Here is a 21,770-nt window from a genome sequence, read left to right on the forward strand (position 1 = left end):
GTATATACAGTGCAGTGACCAAGGCAAGGCAGAGCTGACATTTGTCGCGACAAACCGCTCATTTATCGCTGTTTTGATCCTGCGCAGCTGACTCATCGTACCTCTCGGCGACAAGGGGCCGCCGATTTGCTATGCTCACGCCGCATTTTTTTGGAGAGCAGACGCACATGTCCCTAGGACAGAAGATTTCCAGAGCCATCTTGCAATGGCCGGTCAGCGGCTTGGTCAATCACAAGAGCCTGCCGGAAAATCCCATCACAGAACTCAATCTGGATCCGGCCAGACCCATCGTCTACGCCCTGAAGACCAGTTCGATCACTGACCTGATGACCCTGCAGCAATGCTGTGAGGATCTCGGTCTGCCCGGCCCCTTCACCCCGCTGGAGCTTAACGGCCAGCTGCTGCCGCGCTATGTCTGTCTGGATCGTCCGCCTCCCCTGTTTGGCAAACGCAGCAAACCGCTCCCCTTCCTGCAGGAGTTCCACCAGCTGCTGGATCTGCACAAGCAGGATCCCGAGCTGGATATCCAGGTGGTGCCCGTCACCCTGTTCTGGGGTCGTGCGCCGGGTCGGGAAGGCGAAGAGGCATCCGGCTGGAACATCATCAGCAGTCTGGCGCCGAACCGACTGAAGAAAGCGCTCATCGTGATCCTCAAAGGTCGCGAGAATCTGGTGCGCTTCTCGCCGCCGCTCTCCCTGCGCTATATGGCGGACAAACATGGCACCGACGAAGGGATCGCCCACAAACTGGCGCGGGTGGCTCGTACCCATTTCAGCCGCCAGCAGCTGGCCGCCACCGGCCCGAAACTGCCGAACCGCCACCTGCTGTTCAAACAGCTGCTCGACTCCGAAGTGATCCAGCAGGCGATTGAAGAGGAGGCCCAGCGCGAAGGGATCAGCCTCGAGAAAGCCAAGAAGCGGGCTCACGGCTATATGGACGAGATCGCCTCCGACTTCTCCTATCGGCTGATCCGTCTCGGCGAGAGTTTCCTCGGCTGGCTGTGGAACAAGCTCTACCGCGGGCTCTCCGTCAACGGCGCCGAGAAGGTACGCCAGCTGGCACAGGAAGGGCACGAGATCGTCTATGTCCCCTGCCACCGCAGCCACATGGACTACCTGCTGCTCTCCTACGTCATCTATCACCAGGGGATGGTACCGCCCCATATCGCGGCGGGCATCAACCTCAACTTCTGGCCGGCTGGCCCGATTTTCCGCCACGGCGGCGCCTTCTTCATCCGCCGCACCTTCAAGGGCAACCCGCTCTACAGCACGGTATTTCGTGAATACCTCAACCTGCTGTTCGCCAAGGGTTACTCGGTGGAGTACTTCACCGAGGGTGGCCGCTCCCGTACCGGTCGCCTGCTGCCACCCAAGACCGGCATGCTGGCGATGACCCTGCAGGCGATGATGCGCGGGCTGGACAGACCGGTCACTCTGGTGCCCGTCTATCTGGGTTACGAGCACGTGATGGAGGTGAACACCTACCACAACGAGCTCAAGGGCAGCCGCAAGGAGAAAGAGAGCTTCCTGCAGGTGCTCGGCATCCTGCGCAAACTGCGCAACTACGGCCGCGGCTTCGTCAACTTCGGCGAACCGCTGACCCTCAACAGCTACCTGAGCGAGCATATTCCCGACTGGAAACAACACATCGGGGAAGAGGAGCGTCCGGAGTGGATGGCGGGTACCGTCAACGAACTGGCCGAGCTGCTGATGACTCGCATCAACGGGGCTGCCGCGGTCAATGGCCTGACCCTGAGCGCGCTGGCACTGCTGGCCGCCGAGCGTCACGCCCTGACCCGCGACGAACTGCAGGCCCAGCTCAACACCTATCTGGATCTGCTCAAGCAGGTGCCCTACAGCCCGCACAGCACCATGCCGGCCGAAGATGCCGCTACCCTGCTGGATCAGGCGATGGAGCTCAACAAGTTCGAGGTGAGCGAGGACAAGCTGGGCCAGATCATCAGTCTCGACCGCTATCAGGCGATCCTGCTGACCTACTACCGCAACAACATCCTCCACCTGTTCGCCATGCCCTCGCTGGTAGCAGCCCTGATCGAGCGCTGCGAAGGGATCTCCCACAGCGAGCTGCTGGCCCGCTGCATCGACATCTATCCGCTGCTCAAGACCGAGCTGTTCCTGCGCTACGAAGAAGATGAGCTGCCGGAGCTGGTCGAGGCCCTGCTGGCCGAACTGCAGCGTCAGCAACTCATCGAGGCGCGCGATGGCGGCTACTGGGTCAACCCGGCCAACCAGATGCGCCTGCTGCTGCTGGCGGAGAGCATTCAGGAGACCCTGCAGCGCTACGCCATCGTGCTGACCCGGGTGCTGGCCCAGCCCCATATCGAGGCGGAGCAGCTGGAAGCGGACGGCCTGATGATGGCAGAGCGCCTCGGCACTTTGCACGGCATCAACGCCCCCGAGTTCTTCGACCAGAAGCTGTTCAGCACCCTGATCCACACCCTGCGCAAGGAGGGTTACTTCTCCTCCGACTGCAAGCCGGATCTCGGCCGCTTCCAGGCTCTGGCCGACAACATAGTGCCGCTGCTGAGCAACAAGATCCGCCGTACCATTCAGGCGGGCAACCAGCTCTGATCTGCAACGCAAACAAAGAAGGCCGCATGATGCGGCCTTCTTTTTATCGGAGTTTGCGCGGGAACAGGTCACGCCAGCAGGTAATCGAGCACCACGCCGATGAAGATCAGCGCCCCTACATAGTTGTTGTTGAGAAACGCCTTGAAGCAGGCTTCACGCTCACGCTCGCGGATCAGCCGCTGCTGGTAGACGAAGAGCACGCCAGCCCCCAGCAATCCCCAGTAATACCAGCCCCCCAGCGCCATCAGCTGGCCAACCACCAGCATGATCAGCAGGGTGCCCAGTTGCAACGCCCCGATGATCCGCTTGTCGTTGCGGCCAAACAGGATGGCGCTCGATTTGAGACCGAGCTTGAGGTCATCGTCCCTATCCACCATGGCGTACTGGGTGTCATAGGCGATGGTCCAGAGCAGGTTGGCCAGGAAGAGCAGCCAGGCAACCAGGGGCAGAGCATTGGCCTGCGCCGCATAAGCCATGGGGATCGACCAGGAGAAGGCCAGCCCGAGCACAAACTGCGGGTTGGAGATGAGCCGCTTCATGAAGGGGTAGCAGACCGCCAGCAACAGAGCGATAAACGACAGGCTGATGGTGAGCGGGTTCATGGTCAGCACCAGAGCAAACGAGATGAGCGCCAGCACGAAGAAGAGCGCCAGCGCCTCGCGTGGATCGACCCTGCCGGTCGGCAGCGGGCGCCCGGAGGTGCGTTTGACATGGCCATCGAAGTCGCGATCCGCATAGTCGTTGATGACGCAACCAGCCGAGCGCATCAGAAAAACGCCCACGGCAAAAACGATGAGGTTCCAGAGATTGGGGACACCACCTGCCGCCAGCCAGAGCGCCCAGAGGGTGGGCCACAGCAGCAGCAGGGTACCGATGGGTTTGTCGATGCGAGCCAACTGCATATAGGCCAGCCCTCGCTCCTTGGTCAACAGATTCACTCCAGCTCCTTGTTACAGACGAGAGAAGGCAGAAACAGCTCGTGCACCAGCAGTGGCCACGGCCCCAGAAACAGGCGGGAGCGGCGCCCCCAGACCACGGCTGCCGGACAGCGGGGGTTGGCGGCGATCTCGAAGCGCGCCACTTGCAGATGATCGCGCCGCGCCGGCTCGTGGCCGAATATCCGCTCGCCGAGCGGCTGCTCGCCAAGATCGGCCAGCCCGCTTCCCTCCAGCGCCACATCGGCAAACAGGGTCCAGCCCAGAACCGCCGGCCCCCGATCGCCGTGCAGGATCACCTCGCGGCAGATCCCGGCCGGGGTGGGCGCATCCACCAGCCACTGCTCATCGGCAGTGAGAGAGACCTGATGATTGCCAAGCCACTCCACCGAAAAGTGGCTATTGTGCTGGCGCAGCCGCCGGGTCATTGAGCCCGGCTCCAGCAACCAGGGGCGCAGCGAGGCTGGCAATTCACAACTTTCCGGAGCCAGCCAGCTACCCGAGAGTGTGAGGGGAACAGTCAACTCGGACTTCACAACATCACCATCCAGAGATTTCCGTGTTCAGGTTAAAATCCGGTTTATTATCCGTAAATCAATCGCGAAATGTAAGAACATCCGTGCTTGACGGCCCCGATGGCAGCATCAAAAATGGGGTATCTCTTGCTGATGAGCCATCCATATGAAGCTATTCAAATTTCTGCTGGTATTGTTGCTGAGCTGCGGTGCACTTCAGGTCTATGCCTCCGGAGGAGAGGAGCCGCCCGCAGAGGGAGAAGCGGCCGCCGCTCCCAAACCCGGCTTCTACTATCACCTGCTCGATCCGGACATCATCACCAACTACCTGAGCGATGGCAAAACCCTTGGCTACGTCCGGGTGACGGTAGAGTTGATGGCAGCCAACGAGGGCGACCTCAAGCTGCTGGAGCAGCATGATCCGCTGATCCGCGACGCCATCATCCGCCTGATGGGCAGCAAGAGTGCTGACCAGATCAAGTCTCTGGTCAGCCGCGAAGAGCTGCGCAAGGAGTGCGAAGCCAAGGCAAACGAGCTGCTGGTGAAAGAGACCGGCAAGAAAGCGGTGCGCGAGCTCATCTTCACCAAATTCCTCTACCAGTAACGTTTCATTCGCAAACCCGCCAGCAGGGATTCTCCCCGGCTGGCGGGTTTGTCGTTTATTCGAAATGAAAATTGATTACAATACGCCCGTCGAGTCGTAGAGGTAATCGTTATGGGCAGCAAGACCCTGTGTGAGTGGCGCCGCCACGAAATCCCCACTGATCTCAAAGCGCTGCGCAAGATAATCCGCAAGCCCAAATTCGTCTGCGGCAAATGTGCCCGCAGCGCCAACGAGAAAGGCTACCTCTGCCAGCCGCTGCGGCTGAAAGAGGAGTAACGCCTCCCCGTCAGGACGTTATTGATCCGTCCACCCCTGCCGTCCCTGTTCGAACAGCCGGCGGGCCTGCATGTCGTTCGGGCAAACGCCGCGATACTCTCCACCGGAGCGGCCGGCCAGATAGAGGTGCTCCGGGCGACAATACCAGGCCAGCCCTTTCTGGCGTCCCTGCTCCCACAGTTCGCTATCCACCTTCTTGCCGCACTGGGCCTGATGGAACTCGACCCGATCGGCGGTGAACCCCACCTTGCCATCCGCCTCCCCGACATCGCTCCACACCTTCTCGCAGGGATCGTTGTTGGAGGCGCAGCCACCCAGCAGGGCTGCCAGCAGTATGATGGTGAGTCGCATAGTCATCCTTGAGTGTCGTTTGAGCAGTTCATTCTTATCCAGCCACCCGGTGACCACAAGAGGCACACGCCAGCCCTGTGAGCGCCGCAAAAAAAATCAGGCGGGCACAATGCCCGCCTGTTCATTCAATGCTGTGGTTCACTGGTCATCGAAAGGGTCATCATCCTGCCAGCTTTCGTCTTCCCACTGATCCAGCTCCTCTTCCCAGGATTCCGGCTCCCAATCATCGTCTGACGAGTCGTAATCCGGCTTGTGTCCACCCATCTTCACTCTCCTTGGATAGTTCACCCGCAATCCAATTTTATCCGGAAATGTCGGGCTCGCCAGTCGTCAGAGTTCAAAGTTTGACCAGAGTGCGCCCCGCGATTTGACCCAGCGTGATGGCCTCGGCAGCCTCGACTACCTGCTCCAGCCCGATCTCGGTGACCGCCTGAGCAAAGAAGCTGGCTGGCAGATCCCGTGCCAGTCGCTGCCACGCCAGTTGACGACGTGCCAGCGGGCACATCACCGAATCGACCCCCTGCAGCCGTACATTGCGCAGGATAAAGGGCATCACGCTGGTCGGTAGATCGAAGCCCCCCGCCAGCCCGCAGGCGGCCACGGCACCGCCGTAGTTCATCTGGGCCAGCAGTTTGGCCAGTACCTGACTGCCGACAGTATCGATGGCACCGGCCCACAACTGTTTCTCCAGCGGTTTGGCAGGCTCCAGAAGCTCGCTGCGCGGCACGATGCGGCTGGCACCGAGCGCAGTCAACATGGCACCCTGCTCTTCGGGGCGGCCGGTCAGCGCCGCCACCTGATAGCCAAGGGCCGCCAGCAGGGCGACCGAGGTGGCCCCCACACCGCCTGCCGCACCGGTGACCAGCACCTCACCGCTTGCCGGGGTAATGCCCGCCTCTTCCAGCGCCAGCACGCAGAGTATGGCGGTAAGTCCGGCGGTGCCGATGCACATGGCTTGCCGCTCATCGAGCCCGGCGGGCAGCGGCACCAGCCAGTCGCCCTTGACCCGCGCCTGTTCGGCCATGCCGCCCCAGTGCCCTTCGCCCACGCCCCAACCGGTCAGCACCACCTTGTCGCCGGGCTGATAGCGGCTGTCGGCAGACTCGAGCACGGTACCGGCGAAGTCGATGCCGGGCACCAGCGGCCACTGACGCACAATCTTGCCCTTGCCGGTGATGGCCAGCCCGTCCTTGTAGTTGATGGAGCTGTAGCTCACCGCTACCCGCACCTCTCCCTCCGGCAACTGGCTCTCGGTCAGTCGGGTCAGGGTCGGAATGGTCTTGCCGTCTTGGTTTTCCAGTAACAGAGCCTTGAACATGGTTGCCTCTTTGATGGGGATTGAAACGGAACGGTTAGCTGCTTTGGCGCTTTTGCAGCTGAAAATCGAGAGCCAGTGCCGTACCGGTTACCAGCTCTCCGGCCAGTTGGCGCAGGATCAGCCCGGCGGCCTCCTGCCCCATTTTGCGATAGGGGATCCGAACCGAGGTCAGGGTCGGATAACAGGCGCGCGCCACATCCAGATCATCAAATCCGGCGATGGCGAGTTTGCCCGGCACATTCAAATGGCGACGCTGACACTCGAACAGCACGCCGGCCGCCAGCTCGTCGTTGACGCAGATAAGTGCATCGAGCTCTGGCCAGCGCAGCAGGAATTCACCCAGCATGGTCGCCCCCGTGCTGAAGTTGGGGCGCTCCGAGGTGTTGATGATGGCATCGGGAGAGAGGTAGTTGTCGAGCAGCGCCTTGTGCCAGCCCTGCATCCGCTGTTGCAGCATCCACTGCTCCTGACGGGCACAGAGAAAACCGATATTGCGATAGCCACGTTCGATCAGGTGGCGGGTCAACTCATAACCGGCATCGAAGTTGGAGACTCCCACATTCATGTCGATGGGGCTGCGGGCCATGGCACCCACCTCCACCACCGGCAAACGGGCAGCTTTCAGGCGGGCACGGATCGTCTCGCCGGGATCGCCACCAAACAGCACCACCGCCGCCGGATTGTGCTGCAAGAAGCTGGTCAGCAAGCTCTCTTCCTGCTGTTTCAGATGCTGGGCATCCCCCAGCATGATCTGATAACCCTCGTCGAGCAGGGCCTGTTGCAGGCCCGCAATCATCTCGCCACAACCGGCATCCGCCAGACTGGGCACTATGACCACTATGGTCTGGGAGATACCCGACGCCAGCGCACCGGCGGCACGATTGGGGATATAGCCGAGCTCTTCCACCGCGGCTTCGATACGCTCGCGCATCTTGTCGGAGACCAGTTCGGGGGTGCGCAGGGCACGGGAGACCGTCATGGCCCCCACTCCGGCCAGCTGGGCCACATCGTTGAGGGTCACCCGACCCGTGCTACGGCGCTTTTTCGCTTCTGACATCCATCCCTTCCTCGGCTTGCGGCTGCTCACTTTAAGGCAAAAGAGCGCCACTGACTATTTGCTCAGGGCCGATTCTACTCTCTTTCCCCTACCGCAGGGGCAGGATGGCTCCCGTTAATGGGTGAAGTGATAGCGCTATCACAGTTTCATGTTAGCGCTATCTGATAGCGCTAACTTTCGCGATCACCCTCACAGTATCACCACCGCAAGATCGATAGATTGGCGCCATCTTAACTAGCCGGATCACTACCATGCTGACTCAACTGCTGACCGAGGATGTCATCCGCATCGAACCCGCAGCCCGCGACTGGCGCCACGCCATCGAGCTGGCCACGGCGCCCCTGCTGGCCAATGGCACCATCGAACCCTCCTACGTGGCGGCGCTGTTTCGCTCTCATGAGGAGCTCGGCCCCTACTACGTACTGGGCCCCGGTCTGGCGATGCCCCACGCTCGCCCCGAGGACGGAGTCAACCGGCTGGGTCTGGGGCTGACCGTCATCAAGCAGGGGGTCAACTTTGATTCCCAGGGCAACGACCCGATCCGGCTGCTGATCACCCTGGCCGCCAGCGACAGCAACTCCCACGTGGAGACCATCGCCCAGCTGGCCGAGCTGTTTATGAATGAAGAGGACGTGGCGGCCATCATTGCGGCCGACACCAAAGACGACATCCTGCGCATTCTGGCGCGCTACTGATCTGCGCCACGGCGCACCTGACAGAGGAAGAGACAATGAAAATTCTGGTTGTATGCGGTCACGGTCTGGGCACCAGCCTGATGATGGAGATGAGCATCAAGAGCATCCTGAAAGAGCTGGCTGTCACCGCCGAGGTGGATCACCGCGATCTGGCCTCCGCCGGCAGCGAAACCGCCGAGATCTTTGTCGCCACCCGCGACATCGCCGAGCAGCTGCAATCCATGGGCGTCAACGGCCGTCTGGTGGCCCTCGACAACATGGTCGACAAGGCCGCGATGAAAGAGAAGCTCGCCACCGCCCTGCGCGAACTGGGCGCCCTCTAAGGATCCTCCATGCGGCCTGCGGGCCGCATCTTCCATTGCCAGGAGCTGACCATGGAATTTTTCAACTTTCTGATGTTTGACGTGCTGTCCGAGCCCGCCGTGCTGGTCGGCCTGATCGCGCTTATCGGCCTGATTGCCCAGCAGAAACCGGTGACCGAGTGCATCAAGGGCACGGTCAAAACCATCATGGGTTTCGTCATTCTGGGGGCCGGTGCCACCCTGGTGATCAACTCGCTGGGTGACTTCGCCGTTATCTTCCAGCACGCCTTCGGCATCAAGGGGGTCGTCCCCAACAACGAGGCCATCGTCTCCATCGCCCAAACCTCGTTTGGCAAGGAGATGGCGATGATCATGTTCTTCGCCATGCTGGTGAATATCCTGATCGCCCGTCTGACTCCGTGGAAATTCATCTTCCTGACCGGTCACCACACCCTGTTCATGTCGATGATGGTGGCGGTGATCCTCTCTGCCGGCGGCATGAGCGGCGTGCCGCTGATCGCGGTGGGCAGTCTGGTGGTCGGCGTCGCCATGGTCTTCTTCCCGGCCATCGCCCACCCCTTCATGAAGCAGATCACCGGCTCAGATGACGTGGCACTGGGCCACTTTTCCACCTGCTCCTACGTGCTCTCCGCCCTGATCGGCGCCAAGTTCGGCAACAAGGCCCACAGCTGCGAAGATGTGCAGGTACCCAAGAGCCTGCTGTTCCTGCGCGATACCCCGGTGGCCATCTCCTTCACCATGGGCATCATCTTCCTGGTGACCTCCGCCTTCGCCGGCCCCGAGTTTGTCTCCAGCGTCGCCAAGGGCAAGCACTGGTTCATGTTCTCCCTGATGCAGTCCATCACCTTCGCGGCGGGCGTCTACGTCATCCTGCAAGGTGTGCGGATGGTCATCGCCGAGATCGTACCGGCCTTCAAGGGTATCTCAGACAAACTGGTACCGAACGCCAAGCCGGCACTCGACTGCCCCATCGTCTTCCCCTACGCCCCCAACGCCGTGCTGATCGGCTTCCTGTCGAGCTTTGCCGCCGGTCTGGTGGGGATGGCGCTGCTCTACGCCATGGGCCTGACCGTCATCATCCCGGGCGTGGTACCGCACTTCTTCGTCGGCGCCGCTGCCGGGGTCTTCGGCAACGCCACCGGTGGTCGTCGCGGCGCCATTTTGGGCTCCTTCGCCAACGGCCTGCTGCTGCTCACCATTCTGCCGGTGTTCCTGCTGCCGGTGCTGGGCGACCTCGGCTTTGCCAACACCACCTTCAGCGACTCCGACTTCGGTGTGGTCGGCATCCTGCTGGGGCTGATCGTTCGCTAATTCCGGTCACCGCCAAAAACAAAACGGAGCGCATCGCGCTCCGTTTTTTTATGGCCGGGCTGTATGAAAGGCTGACACTCAGTCGTTCTCCAGCGCAGTGAGGCAGTGCGAGAGAGTACGTGCCAGCGCACCCTGATTGCGCAGCACCACGGCGCGGGCCTGCTCCCCCATCTCGCGGCGGGCGTTGCCGTCGGCAAACAGCTGGCTCACCCGCTCGCCCAGCTCGGCGGCATTGGCCACGATGGCGGCGCCCCCCTGAGCCACCAGCTGGCGGGTAATGTCGCTGAAGTTGAAGTAGGCAGGGCCGGTCAGGCAAGGCTTGCCGAGGGCCGCCGGCTCCAGCAGGTTGTGACCGCCGATCTTCACCAGACTGCCGCCAACGAAGGCCACATCGGCCGCCGCCAGCATCAGCGGCAGCTCGCCCATGGTATCGCCGAGATAGACCTTATCCTGTGCTCCAACCGCAGCATGACTGGTGCGCCGCACGCAGCCGTAAGGGGCACACAGCTCGGCCACCCGGTCGAACCGCTCGGGGTGGCGCGGCACCAGAATGAGCAGCGCGTCGGGATGGCGTTTGAGCAGCAGATCGAAGGCGGCCAGCACCTGCTCATCCTCACCCAGATGGGTACTGGCGGCGATCCAGACCGGCCGCTCGGCGCCCAGCTGCTGGCGCAGGGCGCGCCCCTTGGTCTGCACCTCGTCACCAAACTGGATGTCGAACTTGATGGAGCCGGTCACCGCCAGCCGCGAACGCTCGATGCCGAGGCGGGCGAAGCGGTCGGCGTCATCCTGATGCTGACAGAGCAGATGGGTCAACGGCCGGCTCAGTGCGTCGAAAGCGCCGTGGAAGCGGGCATAACGCTGGCAGGAACGCTCGGAGAGGCGGGCGTTGATGATGGTCACCGGCAGGTGGCGCGCCTCGCAGGCGGCCAGCCAGTTAGGCCACAGCTCGGTCTCCATCACCCAGAGCGCGCGCGGCTTGAAGGTGTCGAGAAAGGCCGCAATGGCCCAGGGGTAGTCGAGCGGCGCGTAGCGATGGATCACCAGATCCCCCAGCTTGGCAGCCTGATCGGCGCCGGTGCGGGTGGTGGTGGTGAGCAGGATCGGCAGATCGGGCCGCTCCGCCTTGAGGGCGCGAATGAGCGGCGTGATGGCCAGCGTCTCCCCCACGCTCACCGCATGGATCCAGAGCGGCGCCTCCTGTTCGGTGGCGGGCAGCCGCCCGAGATGCTCGGCCCAGCGCTTGCCAAAGCCGGGCTTGCCTTTCTTCGGCTTGTAGAGGGCCAGCAGCGCCAGCGGCAATCCCAGATGGATCAGCAGGTTGTAGAGCAGACGGTAGGGCATCTTACTGACTCTGCTCCAGCTTCTTGCAGGCATCGACCACCTGCTCCGGCGCCAGGTCGATCAGGCACTTGAGATGGCCGAACTTGCAGGTGCGCTTGAAGCAGGGGCGGCACTCGATGTCGGTGTGGACGATCTCGACCCGATCCGCCAGCGGCGGGGTGTAGAGCGGCGAAGTGGAGCCATAGACGCCCACCAGCGGCCGGTTGAGGGCGGCGGCGATGTGCATCAGGCCGGAGTCGTTGGAGATGACCCGGCTGGCCAGCGCCATCAGATCGATCGCCTCGTGCAGGCTGGTCTTTCCCGCCAGCACGTGGCAGTTGGGGCGAGTCAGCAGGTTGACCCGATCCCGGATGGTATTGGCCACCGGCACATCCTTGTTGGAGCCGAAGATCCACACCTGCCACCCTTCGTCCAGATGCTGCTGGGCCACCACGGCGTAGTGTCCCTCCGGCCAGCGCTTGGCCGGGCCGAACTCGGCACCGGGGCAGAGCACCAGCACCGGACGGGCGCGATCCAGCCCCAGTCGCTCCAGTGCCTTGCTCTGGTTGACCAGATCGACGTGCAGAGAGGGGTGGGGAATTGTCGGAATATCGGCCCGGCTCTTCATCTGCGCCTTGGGATAGGCGAGCGCCAGATAGCCCTCCACCATCAGCGGGAAGGCGGATTTGTTGCTGCGCATATCGTTGAGCAGGCCGAAGCGGTGCTCCCCTTTCCAGCCGGTACGCACCGGAATGCGGGCAAACCAGGGGATCAGCGCCGACTTCATGGAGTTGGGCTGGACGATGGCCTGATCGTACTTCTCGGCTGCCAGCTGTTTGCCGAGGCGGCGGCGCGCCACCAGCTTGAAGTCACCGTGGCCGAGGGGCATGGTGATCGCCTTGTCCACCTCCGGCATCCGCTCCAGCAGGGCGCAGCACCAGGCGGGGGCCATCACGTGCAGCTCGCTCTCCGGATGGTTGGCCTTGATCGCCTTGTAGAGACTCTGGGACATCACCATGTCGCCGACCCAGGAGGGGCCGATCACCAATATTTTCATTACGCGTCTTCTCTCGGGTCTGGCCCGGCGGTTAATCATCACTGGGCGAGATTATGCCCCAAGAATGGTCGGATAAATAACAGAAGATCCTTGGTAGTCGCCTCGGCCAGCCGCCACCCGGGTCATGCCCCGGCCACGCTTTTAGGCTAGAATGGGCGCCAATTCGAGCATGTCCCGCCAGACGGGCAACAACCGAGAGCCCCATTTCGTGAAAAAACCGACTCTGGCTGCCGTTCTGATCGTCAAGAATGAAGCCGACAACCTGCGCAAGTGCCTCGCCTCCCTCGACGGACTGGTGGACGAGATCGTCATTCTGGACTCCGGCAGTCAGGACGAGACCCCGGCCATCGCCGCCGAATTTGGTGCCCGTTTCTTCGTCAACGCCAAGTGGCCCGGTTTTGGCAAGCAGCGCCGACTGGCCCAGTCCCATGTGCAGTCCGACTGGGTACTGTGGCTGGATGCCGACGAGCGACTCACCCCCGAGCTGAAAACCGCCATCGCCAACGTGATGGCCAATCCGGCCAGCGACACCATCTACTCGCTGCCGCGCCTCTCCTGGGTCTTTGGCCGCTTTATCCGCCACAGTGGCTGGTATCCGGATCGGGTGCTGCGCCTCTATCCCAAGGCACTCACCAGCTACAACGAGGCGCTGGTGCACGAGAAGGTGGAAGTGCGCGCCAACATGAAGATCGTCAACCTCTACGGCGACCTGCACCACTTTACCTATCGGGATCTGGAGCACTATCTGGTCAAATCGGCCGGTTATGCCCGCGCCTGGGCCGATCAGCGCACCGCTCGCGGCAAGAAGGGCTCCCTCAGTCAGGGGCTGATGCATGCCGTCGGCTGCTTCATCAAGATGTATCTGCTCAAGGCAGGCTTCCTCGATGGCAAGCAGGGGTTGCTGCTGGCGATCCTCTCCGCCCACTCCACCTTCGTCAAATACGCCGACCTCTGGGTGCGCCAGCAACCGCAGCAGCCGGAGTAGCGCCGTCCCCCACCGCAAGTTCGTCAATTCGCCCCTTGTTCCAGCGGAACAAGGGGCGAATTGCATGGTGGCAGATCGGGCGGAGCCCTTGCAGGGCGCGCAATGGCCATGACAGGAGGCGACAGGGGTTAACTCGATCGCTATAAGCTGAATTTATGGTTTTTGCTTACATGACCCAACTCCAGCTTATACCGGCAGGAACCGTGTCAGCGGGGTACTGAGAGGGGCGTAAAAGGGCTGTCGGGGGCAATGTCCGATCTGCGGGTCTATCAGCGGCGATCATCACCATACAAAACAGGGCCCCGCGGGGCCCTGTCTGCATTGCTACATAGGTTATTTGCGCCAGAAGGGCGCCGCCCAGCGGGCCATCTCCGGCACCATGGCCTTGGGATCGAGCTGGCTCATATCCTCCGGATGGTCGCTGTCCTCGGGCGGGCTGAAGGCGAGGTGACGTCCTTCGCTGTTGAGGGGCTTCCAGCGCAGCGGGGTGGCGGAGCGGCGCATCGGGAAGAAGCCGATGGTCGGCACGTCGAGCGCCCCGGCGATATGGAGCGGGCCGGTACTGCCGGCGATAAACAAAGCGGCGTTGGCCAGCACCTGACAGAACATCGGCAGACCGTCGCTGGAGCGGTAGATCCAGCCGTTGCCACCGTGGGCCAGTAGCTCGGCCGCCAGCTGTTCGGCCATCTTCTCCTCGCCAGGGCCAGCGGTGAGCACGCACTGCAGCTCGGGGCAGGCCTGGTTCAGCTTGATGATGATGCGGGCGTACTGCTCGATGGAGAGGTTGTTGGCCGAACCACCGCTGCCGGCGTGTACCATCAGCCAGGGGCGGCTGGCATCGAGCTTGAGCTTGGCCGCCAGCTGCTCGCGCACCTGCTGCAGGCTCGCCTCATCGAAACTGAGGAAGGGAGTCCTGGGCTCCACCACGGCGACCTGATGATCGGTCAGGAAGCGACGGATCAGCTCCAGATTGTACTCGGACTCCGGCTTCTGGGAGCGGGAGCGGCGCTGCACCAGACGCTGGTTGTAGAGCACCTGCGCCAGCTTGGTCGCCGGCGCCAGCCGGTAAGGGATGTGTGCCTTCCACACCAGCATGGCGTTGCGGGAGTTGGAGAAGAGGCAGATGGACGCGTCGAACGCCGCCGCCTTGATCCGGGCCAGCAGTGCCCGCTGTTGCTCCTTGTCGGCTCGCACGCCCGGATCGATGATCACCTCGTCAATCCAGGGGCAGAGCCGGGCCAGCGGGGCCGTGTAGGCCGGAACCAGGGCAGTCACATGACACTCCATGGAGCCTTTGAGCATGGCGAAGCTCGGCCACGCCAGCATGAAGTCACCAATCTTGTCATTGCGAACGACCAGAATACGTTTCATAAAAAATCCCTTTGCTCCCTGTCACCAATGCAGGGAGGCTTGATGCGCGATGGCGTATTCTTGCCTGATGCACTGCTATTCTCAAGCGACGACCTTATAATGCGACCAAATTTCCAGGTTGCAGGACCGCAAAGATGACTACCAGGGTGATCTATCCCGGGACATTTGATCCCGTTACCAATGGCCATGCCGACCTGATCGGCCGCGCCGCCAAGCTGTTTGACGAGGTGATCGTCGGCGTCGCCAACAGCCCGAGCAAGCGCCCGCTGTTCGATCTGGCGGAACGTGTCCAGCTTGTCCAGCAAGTGACCAGCCAGCTTCCCAACGTCAAGGTGGTCGGCTTCTCCGGGCTGCTGGTCGATTTTGCCAAAGAGCATCAGGCCAACGTGCTGATCCGCGGCCTGCGCGCCGTCTCCGACTTCGAGTACGAGTTCCAGCTGGCCAACATGAACCGCCGCCTGATGCCCACGCTTGAGAGCGTCTTCCTCACCCCGGCCGAGGAGAACTCCTTTATCTCCTCCACTCTGGTGAAAGAGGTGGCGCTGCACGGTGGCGACATCCGCCAGTTTGTCGACCCCGTGGTGGCGCAGGCCATCGCCGCCAAACAGCAGCAGCGCTAATCCCTCCCCTGATGGGCAGAAACGAACAAGGGCTACCCGCGGGTAGCCCTTGTTGCATCAACGCACTGCACGCCTAGCGGCGGGCAAACTGCTCGCGGATCGCCAGCTCCAGCTGATCGAGCCACTCGTAACGGCGCCGGTACATGGCCCGCTTCTTGGAGGCGATCTCCTCCAGCGGCTTGCGCGGCTGCAGCTGCAGGGCAACAAAGTTGGCATCCACATCCTGCGCGCCAAACTCCTGCCACAGCTCGTCGTAATCGGCTTGCAGGTTGGCTTTCTGCTTGCTGCTGTAACGCTTGGCCTGAAAAACGTGGGCCCGTTTGCGCACCGCCAGCACCTCGCCGCTGCCCATCGCCAGCGCCAGCTGCTGCACCAGTTGCACCAGCAGGGATTTGGGCCGTAGCCCCTGGCCCTCCTTGGTCAGCTCGCGCACCTTATCCTGCGCGTTGGCCACTCCGGGTTCCGGCCCCTGCATGGAGCCGATCACCAGATGCAGCTGCTCGGCGCTGCCAGCCAGCGAGAAGGCGCAGCTGTAGAGACGCAACCCCTCGCTATCGATGATGGAGAGCGCCAGCTCGGCCTCGCGGCGGAAGGTGCCGTCATGGCGCAGCACGATGCGGCAATCGCTCTGGGGATAACGCCCCAGCTCGATGCCACCCGCCAGATAGAGCGGCTCGACCAGCTGTGGATAGCAACTCAGCTGCAGCTGATAGTGGTTTTCCAGCATCTCGGCCCGCTGGCGGGCACTGGCACTGGCGAAGCGATAGGGACGCATCGGCTTGTCGAGCAGCTCGGGATAACGGGCCGGCAACGCCTTGAGCGGCTCTGCCTGAAACAGGGTAAAGACACGGGTCAGCTGCTCGCGGTAAAGCAGGCTGCGCAGCACGAACTTGCCGCGATTGAAGGTCTGGCGCTCGCTTCCCTCTGGATAGAGGTAACAGGCCATGGATTTTGCGCAATAGCGCTCCAGCCGGGATAAATATTCCCAGTCTATTGATTTAACAGTCATTTTTATTTCTCAAACCGCCTGAACGATCGAGATACTAGAGACAACTGTGCAAATCTTCAACAGCCGGGAAATACACTGTTACAACTTTCCGCAAATTCGGCGAAAAAGTGCTCTTAACGCTGGCAATGGGAGCAAAATACCGTGGTTCTCTGGCCTATTTTCACTTCACTCAGCAAAGTCTGACAGTGGAAACAGGGCTGGCCGCCACGGCCGTAAACCTGCAGCTGCTGCACGAAATAGCCAGGCTTGCCGTCGGCACTGGTGAAATCCTTGAGGGTGGTACCGCCCTGCCTGATGGCTTCGGCCAGTACTCGCTTGATCTCGGCCACCAGCTTCTCCAGCCGCTCGCCACTGATATTGCCCGCTGCCCGTTTGGGGTGGATACCCGCCGCAAAGAGCGCCTCGTTGGCGTAGATGTTGCCCACCCCGACCACCACCTGATTGTCCATCAGGAACTGCTTGATGGCAGTGCTGCGCCCCTTGGCACGCTCACGCAGGTAATCACCATTGAAGGCATCGGTGAGCGGCTCCGGCCCCAGCTTGGCCAGCAGGGTATGCGCCTCGGCCGGATCGCGGGTCCAGAGCAGGGCACCGAAGCGGCGCGGATCGTTGAGCCGCAGCAGCTTGCCATTCTCCAGCTCGATATCCACGTGGTCGTGCTTCTCGGCCGGGGTGCCGATATCCAGCACCCGCAGGCTGCCGGACATCCCCAGATGGAGGATGGCAGTGCCGAAATCGGTCTCCAGCAGCAGATACTTGGCACGGCGGCGCACCCGATGGATCACCAGATCCACCAGCTCCTGAATTTCGCCGGGCACCGGCCAGCGCAGGCGGCCATCGCGCACCACCACTCGGGTGACCTTGATGCCGGTAAGCCAGGGAGAGATCCCCTGCCGGCTGACTTCTACTTCTGGCAATTCAGGCATTGGTACCTCGCAAACAGAGTCGACTGGTGGACAATCAGGGGGCAGGACGCATCAGGTCGCGATACTGCTCGGCAGTGAGGGAGAGCCAGAGGCCGGAGGGGAGCTGGGCACCATACTGGCCACTGTTCTGATAGAGGGCGATCGTCTGCGGGTCATTTTGCCCGGCAATCCACACCCTGAGGGTAACGGGGGTACCGCGTACCGCTTCGCCGGGTGGCAGCAGCCAGCCCTGCCAGCGCTCGATATGGGCCGCCAGCTGATTGCTGTCGAGCCCCAGATCCGGCCCGCTGCGCCAGCCCTGGCCGATCCGCTCAATCTGCCAGCTTGGCCCCTGCCAGGTGAGCACCACCGCATCCTCCGGCAGCAGTGGACGCGCGCGTTTGGCGCTGTTCTCCTGCTGGGCCAGTTCCAGCCGGTGCAGCAGGGTGATCACGATCAGTACCACCACGATGATCACATTGTTCCAGCCTTTGCGGCTCAGTTTGAACATGGCAAGCCTCCCTTTGAACCGGCAGTGTACTGAATTCGGCGCATAAAAAAACCCGGCACAAGGCCGGGTTTTTGGGAATGCAGCATCAAGTAATTACTTGATTTTGCCTTCCTTGTAGATCACATGCTGACGAACAACGGGATCAAACTTTTTGATCTCCATTTTTTCGGGCATGGTGCGCTTGTTTTTGGTAGTGGTATAGAAGTGACCAGTACCGGCGCTGGAGTTCAGGCGAATTTTCTCGCGAATACCTTTAGCCATGATCTAATTCCTTATACCTTAACACCGCTGGCGCGCAGTTCAGCCAGAACCACTTCAACGCCACGCTTGTCGATGATACGCATGCCTTTTGCGGATACGCGCAGGCTTACGAAGCGTTTTTCACTCTCAACCCAGAAACGGTGAGTGTGCAGGTTCGGCAGGAAACGACGCTTGGTAGCGTTGTTAGCGTGCGAACGGTTGTTACCAACTGCCGGGCGCTTGCCGGTTACTTGGCATACTCTAGACATGTCAGTCTCTCCAAATCTTACTTCATTGCTCGAGCAAATATCTGCCCCGCTGGCCTTCGATTGCGGGGCAAACAGAAGGCGGCATTTTATACAGCATCCGTGATCAAAGATCAACTAATACGGTGCCAGAGCACAGTTATAGCCAACCGCGCTCGGCAAAAGAAACCGTGATGCCATCACCGATCACCAAGTGATCCAGCACTCTGATATCGATCAGGGCCAAAGCGGCCGTGATCCGATCCGTGATCTGGCGGTCGGCCCTACTGGGCTCGGCGACGCCGGACGGGTGATTATGCGCCAGAATCACCGCGGCTGCATTATGTTTGAGCGCGATCTGCACGATTTCTCTTGGCCAGACGCTCGCCGAATCGATTGTGCCGTAAAAAAGCTCAACAAATTGAATGACTCTGTGCTGATTGTCGAGCAGCAGCAGGGCAAACACCTCGCGCGGCCGATCCCGCAACTGGGCCTGCAGATAGTCGCGAGTCAGCTGGGGTGAGGTGAGAGCATCGCCCCGCTGCAACTGCTGCGCCAGATGGCGTTTGGCCATCTCCAGCACCGCCTGCAACTGGGCATATTTGGCCGGGCCGAGGCCGTGTGCCTCGCAGAATGCGCGCTGATCCGCGCCCAGCAGATTGCGCAGCGATCCGAACTGATTCAACAGGTTACGGGAGAGATCGACCGCACTCAGGCCATTGACGCCGGTGCGCAGGAAGATGGCGAGCAGCTCGGCATCGCTGAGCACCGTCGGCCCCTGTCGCAGCAGCTTCTCTCTGGGGCGTTCATCTTCCGGCCACTCCTTGATGCTCATTTGTCTCTCCTCTCTCCCTGTTGAGGAAAAACATAGCAAATATTTGCGTGTTCCCCGCCACAACCCCTTGATGCCAACCCCTGTCGTCATCCCCTGCCTGTGGTATCTTAGCCGACCAGTCAAAGTGAGCCGGATAGAGAAACAGCAGATGAGATTGGCCGATAAACGCATCCTGTTGGGTGTCAGCGGCGGGATCGCCGCCTACAAGAGTGCCGAGCTGGTACGCCGTCTGAAAGATCAGGGTGCCGAGGTGCGGGTGGTGATGACCCGCTCCGCCAAGGAGTTCATCACGCCGCTGACCCTGCAGGCGGTCTCCGGCCATCCGGTGGCGGACAGCCTGCTGGATCCGGCTGCCGAAGCGGGCATGGGTCATATCGAGCTGGCCAAGTGGGCCGATCTGGTATTGATCGCCCCCGCCAGCGCCAACCTGATGGCGCGCATGGCTGCCGGCATGGCCGACGAACTGCTCACCACCCTCTGTCTGGCCACCCCGGCACCGGTCGCCCTGGCGCCCGCCATGAACCAGCAGATGTACCTCAACGCAGCCACCCAGGCCAACCTCAAGACCCTGGCCAGCCGCGGCGTCCTGCTGTGGGGGCCGGACTCCGGCAGCCAGGCCTGTGGCGATGTAGGCCCGGGCCGGATGCTGGATCCCCTCGAACTGGTGGAGCGCTGCTGCCAGCAGCTGGCCGCCGAGCCCTTGCTGGCGGGCGTCAAGCTGCTGCTGACCGCCGGCCCGACCCGCGAGGCCCTCGATCCGGTGCGCTACATCAGCAACCACAGCTCCGGCAAGATGGGCTACGCCATCGCCCGCGCCGCTCGTGAAGCGGGCGCCGAGGTGACGCTGGTGAGCGGTCCGGTAGCGCTGGCCACGCCGGCAGGGGTCACCCGCGTCGATGTCGAGAGCGCTGAGCAGATGCATCGGGCGGTGATGAGCCGGGTGGGCGAATGCGACCTCTTCATCGGCTGCGCCGCGGTTGCTGACTATCGCCCCGAGCAGGTTGCCAGCCAGAAGATCAAGAAGAGCGGTGACAACGATCAGATGGTGGTGAAGCTGGTGAAAAACCCCGACATCATTGCTGCCGTCGGCGCCCTTTCAGACAAACCCTTCACTGTCGGATTTGCCGCCGAAACCGTGGATGTGGAACAATACGCCCTCGATAAATTGCAGCGTAAGCGGTTGGACATGATCGCCGCCAACGATGTATCCCGCGAGGGGCAAGGCTTCAACGCCGATGACAACGCCCTGACCGTGTTCTGGCAAGGGGGCCAGGCGCCTCTGCCGCTGGCCGACAAGCTGACGCTGGCCCGTCATCTGGTTGCCCTGATTGCGTGTCACTATCGGCGCTAAGCGCCCCGAAAGAACAAGACTCACGGCGCCCCGCCTTGCCAAGAGGGGCGCCAACACAAGATCCAACTGAAAAAGCGATTCATGACAACACAAATTGAACTGAAGATTCTGGATGCCCGTATCGGTACCGAGTACCCGCTGCCCGCCTACGCTACTCCCGGCTCTGCCGGCATGGACCTGCGCGCTCTGCTGGATGCACCGCTGACTCTGGCTCCGGGCGATACCACTCTGGTACCGACCGGTCTGGCTATCCACATCCAGGATCCGGGTCTGTGTGCCACCATTCTGCCCCGCTCCGGTCTCGGCCATAAGCACGGCATCGTGCTGGGCAACCTGGTCGGTCTCATCGATTCCGACTATCAGGGTCAGCTGATGGTCTCGGTCTGGAACCGCGGCAAGGATGAGTTCACCATGCAACCTGGCGAGCGCATCGCCCAGCTGGTGATCATGCCGGTAGTTCAGGCCAGCTTCCAACTGGTCGATGAGTTCAACCAGAGCGAACGGGGTGAAGGCGGTTTTGGTTCTTCTGGTCGCCAATAACAGACCACACCAGCCTGATGGGCGGTGCCTAATAACAGAATCAAGCCATTGTTTTTTTAGGGGAATCCATGGCAAGCAGTAATCAGAAACAGAGTCGGCGCGATCAGATCCTGCAGGCGCTCGCCCATATGCTGGAAACCAGTCCCGGCCAGCGCATCACCACGGCCCGTCTGGCGGCCGAGGTCGGCGTCTCTGAAGCAGCCCTCTATCGACACTTTCCAAGCAAGGCGCGGATGTTCGAAGGGCTGATCGACTTTATCGAGGATTCCCTGCTGTCACGGGTCAATCTGATCATGGCGGAAGAGAAAGACACCATGGCGCGCTGCCACCACATCCTGCAGCTACTGCTGGTGTTCGCCGAGCGCAATCCCGGCATCACCCGCATCCTCAACGGCGATGCCCTGTTGGGCGAGCACGACCGGCTGCGGGATCGCATCAGCATCCTGTTTGACAAGCTGGAGACCCAGATCAAGCAGGTACTGCGGGAGAAGCGGCTGCGCGAGGGGCAGGGCTTCCAGCTCGATGAGACCATGCTGGCCAATCTGCTGCTGGCCTATACCGAGGGCCGCATCAGCCAGTTTGTCCGCTCCGAGTTCAAACTCAAGCCTACCGCCGGCTTCGAGGATCAGTGGCAGTTTATCCGCAGCCAGCTGCTGCAGAGCTGAGCGGCAGCGCTTTTCACCGAGCATGAAGAAGGGAGGCCTTGGCCTCCCTTCTTTTTTGTGGCAGCTTTTTATGGCAGTAAAATAAGCACCAGATGCGACCCGGACTGTCGCGCTGCGATGTTAGATTCATGCGCCAT

26 protein-coding genes are annotated in these 21,770 nt (G+C 61.6%); 11 read left to right on the top strand and 15 right to left on the bottom strand.

The window, feature by feature from the left end:
- The first annotated feature begins 167 nt into the window (after positions 1-167).
- Positions 168-2,591: a glycerol-3-phosphate 1-O-acyltransferase PlsB gene (gene plsB / locus I6L40_RS01730; protein WP_071914910.1), complete on the top strand. Its 2,424-nt coding sequence runs from the start codon at positions 168-170 to the stop codon at positions 2,589-2,591.
- Positions 2,592-2,659: 68 nt separating this feature from the next.
- On the opposite strand, the gene ubiA is transcribed toward plsB, so the two are convergent.
- On the bottom strand, positions 2,660-3,529 hold the full coding sequence (gene ubiA, locus I6L40_RS01735) for a 4-hydroxybenzoate octaprenyltransferase (RefSeq protein ID WP_071914913.1): 870 nt from the start codon (positions 3,527-3,529) through the stop codon (positions 2,660-2,662).
- Positions 3,526-4,062 (bottom strand): chorismate lyase, encoded by a 537-nt coding sequence (locus I6L40_RS01740; RefSeq protein ID WP_043851864.1) that lies wholly within the window; start codon positions 4,060-4,062, stop codon positions 3,526-3,528. The genes ubiA and I6L40_RS01740 overlap by 4 nt, the downstream gene beginning before the upstream one ends.
- A gap of 145 nt (positions 4,063-4,207) precedes the next feature.
- Between I6L40_RS01740 and I6L40_RS01745 the strand changes: the two genes are divergently transcribed.
- The gene (locus I6L40_RS01745) at positions 4,208-4,645 is read left to right on the top strand and encodes a flagellar basal body-associated FliL family protein (protein WP_033113609.1); all 438 of its coding nucleotides are present in this window, start codon (positions 4,208-4,210) and stop codon (positions 4,643-4,645) included.
- Positions 4,646-4,756: 111 nt separating this feature from the next.
- Positions 4,757-4,921 (top strand): hypothetical protein, encoded by a 165-nt coding sequence (locus I6L40_RS01750; RefSeq protein WP_104016832.1) that lies wholly within the window; start codon positions 4,757-4,759, stop codon positions 4,919-4,921.
- A gap of 18 nt (positions 4,922-4,939) precedes the next feature.
- Here the strand turns inward: I6L40_RS01750 and I6L40_RS01755 are convergent, their stop codons facing one another.
- From I6L40_RS01755 to I6L40_RS01765, 4 genes are all read right to left on the bottom strand, one after another.
- Positions 4,940-5,272, bottom strand: coding sequence for a DUF2799 domain-containing protein (locus I6L40_RS01755; RefSeq protein ID WP_071914915.1), 333 nt, complete (start codon positions 5,270-5,272; stop codon positions 4,940-4,942).
- A 138-nt stretch (positions 5,273-5,410) separates the two neighbouring features.
- Positions 5,411-5,536, bottom strand: a complete 126-nt coding sequence (locus I6L40_RS21100) for a hypothetical protein (RefSeq protein ID WP_255940094.1) — start codon at positions 5,534-5,536, stop codon at positions 5,411-5,413.
- A 73-nt stretch (positions 5,537-5,609) separates the two neighbouring features.
- Positions 5,610-6,590, bottom strand: a complete 981-nt coding sequence (locus I6L40_RS01760) for an MDR family oxidoreductase (RefSeq protein ID WP_071914917.1) — start codon at positions 6,588-6,590, stop codon at positions 5,610-5,612.
- Positions 6,591-6,624: 34 nt separating this feature from the next.
- Positions 6,625-7,647, bottom strand: a complete 1,023-nt coding sequence (locus I6L40_RS01765) for a LacI family DNA-binding transcriptional regulator (RefSeq protein ID WP_041210783.1) — start codon at positions 7,645-7,647, stop codon at positions 6,625-6,627.
- Positions 7,648-7,898: 251 nt separating this feature from the next.
- Between I6L40_RS01765 and I6L40_RS01770 the strand changes: the two genes are divergently transcribed.
- The 3 genes from I6L40_RS01770 to I6L40_RS01780 are packed head-to-tail and all read left to right on the top strand — an operon-like array spanning position 7,899 to position 9,976.
- On the top strand, positions 7,899-8,342 hold the full coding sequence (locus tag I6L40_RS01770; RefSeq protein ID WP_071914919.1) for a PTS sugar transporter subunit IIA: 444 nt from the start codon (positions 7,899-7,901) through the stop codon (positions 8,340-8,342).
- 35 nt (positions 8,343-8,377) lie between these two features.
- A complete protein-coding gene (locus I6L40_RS01775; RefSeq protein ID WP_005356014.1) occupies positions 8,378-8,665 on the top strand; it encodes a PTS sugar transporter subunit IIB in 288 nt (95 codons plus the stop codon).
- A gap of 51 nt (positions 8,666-8,716) precedes the next feature.
- A complete protein-coding gene (locus I6L40_RS01780; RefSeq protein WP_071914948.1) occupies positions 8,717-9,976 on the top strand; it encodes a PTS ascorbate transporter subunit IIC in 1,260 nt (419 codons plus the stop codon).
- Positions 9,977-10,054: 78 nt separating this feature from the next.
- Here the strand turns inward: I6L40_RS01780 and waaA are convergent, their stop codons facing one another.
- Positions 10,055-11,320, bottom strand: a complete 1,266-nt coding sequence (gene waaA, locus I6L40_RS01785; RefSeq protein WP_071914921.1) for a lipid IV(A) 3-deoxy-D-manno-octulosonic acid transferase — start codon at positions 11,318-11,320, stop codon at positions 10,055-10,057.
- Position 11,321: 1 nt separating this feature from the next.
- Complete coding sequence (gene waaF / locus I6L40_RS01790; RefSeq protein WP_071914922.1) at positions 11,322-12,356, bottom strand: lipopolysaccharide heptosyltransferase II; 1,035 nt, start codon at positions 12,354-12,356, stop codon at positions 11,322-11,324.
- Positions 12,357-12,564: 208 nt separating this feature from the next.
- On the opposite strand from waaF, the gene I6L40_RS01795 reads away from it, so the two are divergent.
- Entirely contained in the window at positions 12,565-13,341 is a 777-nt protein-coding gene (locus tag I6L40_RS01795) for a glycosyltransferase family 2 protein (protein ID WP_031227896.1), read from the top strand.
- A gap of 333 nt (positions 13,342-13,674) precedes the next feature.
- Here the strand turns inward: I6L40_RS01795 and I6L40_RS01800 are convergent, their stop codons facing one another.
- Positions 13,675-14,712 (bottom strand): glycosyltransferase family 9 protein, encoded by a 1,038-nt coding sequence (locus tag I6L40_RS01800; RefSeq protein ID WP_071914924.1) that lies wholly within the window; start codon positions 14,710-14,712, stop codon positions 13,675-13,677.
- A 134-nt stretch (positions 14,713-14,846) separates the two neighbouring features.
- Between I6L40_RS01800 and coaD the strand changes: the two genes are divergently transcribed.
- On the top strand, positions 14,847-15,332 hold the full coding sequence (gene coaD / locus I6L40_RS01805; RefSeq protein ID WP_071914926.1) for a pantetheine-phosphate adenylyltransferase: 486 nt from the start codon (positions 14,847-14,849) through the stop codon (positions 15,330-15,332).
- 73 nt (positions 15,333-15,405) lie between these two features.
- Here the strand turns inward: coaD and I6L40_RS01810 are convergent, their stop codons facing one another.
- The 6 genes from I6L40_RS01810 to radC all read right to left on the bottom strand — a co-directional run bounded on the left by I6L40_RS01810 (position 15,406) and on the right by radC (position 19,077).
- Positions 15,406-16,278 carry a VirK/YbjX family protein gene (locus I6L40_RS01810; RefSeq protein ID WP_071914929.1) on the bottom strand — a complete coding sequence of 291 codons (873 nt, stop codon included), beginning with the start codon at positions 16,276-16,278 and terminating at the stop codon, positions 15,406-15,408.
- Positions 16,279-16,454: 176 nt separating this feature from the next.
- Entirely contained in the window at positions 16,455-17,267 is an 813-nt protein-coding gene (mutM, locus tag I6L40_RS01815; protein WP_041210777.1) for a bifunctional DNA-formamidopyrimidine glycosylase/DNA-(apurinic or apyrimidinic site) lyase, read from the bottom strand.
- Between the two features lie 34 nt (positions 17,268-17,301).
- Positions 17,302-17,757 (bottom strand): hypothetical protein, encoded by a 456-nt coding sequence (locus I6L40_RS01820; protein ID WP_071914931.1) that lies wholly within the window; start codon positions 17,755-17,757, stop codon positions 17,302-17,304.
- 93 nt (positions 17,758-17,850) lie between these two features.
- Positions 17,851-18,018 carry a 50S ribosomal protein L33 gene (gene rpmG / locus I6L40_RS01825; RefSeq protein ID WP_005307500.1) on the bottom strand — a complete coding sequence of 56 codons (168 nt, stop codon included), beginning with the start codon at positions 18,016-18,018 and terminating at the stop codon, positions 17,851-17,853.
- An 11-nt stretch (positions 18,019-18,029) separates the two neighbouring features.
- A complete protein-coding gene (gene rpmB / locus I6L40_RS01830; RefSeq protein WP_005307492.1) occupies positions 18,030-18,266 on the bottom strand; it encodes a 50S ribosomal protein L28 in 237 nt (78 codons plus the stop codon).
- 136 nt (positions 18,267-18,402) lie between these two features.
- Positions 18,403-19,077 carry a DNA repair protein RadC gene (gene radC / locus I6L40_RS01835; protein WP_033113596.1) on the bottom strand — a complete coding sequence of 225 codons (675 nt, stop codon included), beginning with the start codon at positions 19,075-19,077 and terminating at the stop codon, positions 18,403-18,405.
- A 148-nt stretch (positions 19,078-19,225) separates the two neighbouring features.
- Here radC and coaBC point away from each other — a divergent pair, with 148 nt between their 5' ends.
- The 3 genes from coaBC to slmA all read left to right on the top strand — a co-directional run bounded on the left by coaBC (position 19,226) and on the right by slmA (position 21,633).
- Positions 19,226-20,428 carry a bifunctional phosphopantothenoylcysteine decarboxylase/phosphopantothenate--cysteine ligase CoaBC gene (gene coaBC / locus I6L40_RS01840; protein ID WP_071914933.1) on the top strand — a complete coding sequence of 401 codons (1,203 nt, stop codon included), beginning with the start codon at positions 19,226-19,228 and terminating at the stop codon, positions 20,426-20,428.
- An 81-nt stretch (positions 20,429-20,509) separates the two neighbouring features.
- A complete protein-coding gene (dut, locus tag I6L40_RS01845) occupies positions 20,510-20,968 on the top strand; it encodes a dUTP diphosphatase (protein ID WP_005339498.1) in 459 nt (152 codons plus the stop codon).
- A 68-nt stretch (positions 20,969-21,036) separates the two neighbouring features.
- The gene (slmA, locus tag I6L40_RS01850; protein WP_005339495.1) at positions 21,037-21,633 is read left to right on the top strand and encodes a nucleoid occlusion factor SlmA; all 597 of its coding nucleotides are present in this window, start codon (positions 21,037-21,039) and stop codon (positions 21,631-21,633) included.
- The last annotated feature ends 137 nt before the right edge of the window (positions 21,634-21,770 follow it).

It is taken from the genome of Aeromonas sp. FDAARGOS 1410, assembly GCF_019048745.1.
Lineage (GTDB): Bacteria > Pseudomonadota > Gammaproteobacteria > Enterobacterales > Aeromonadaceae > Aeromonas > Aeromonas jandaei.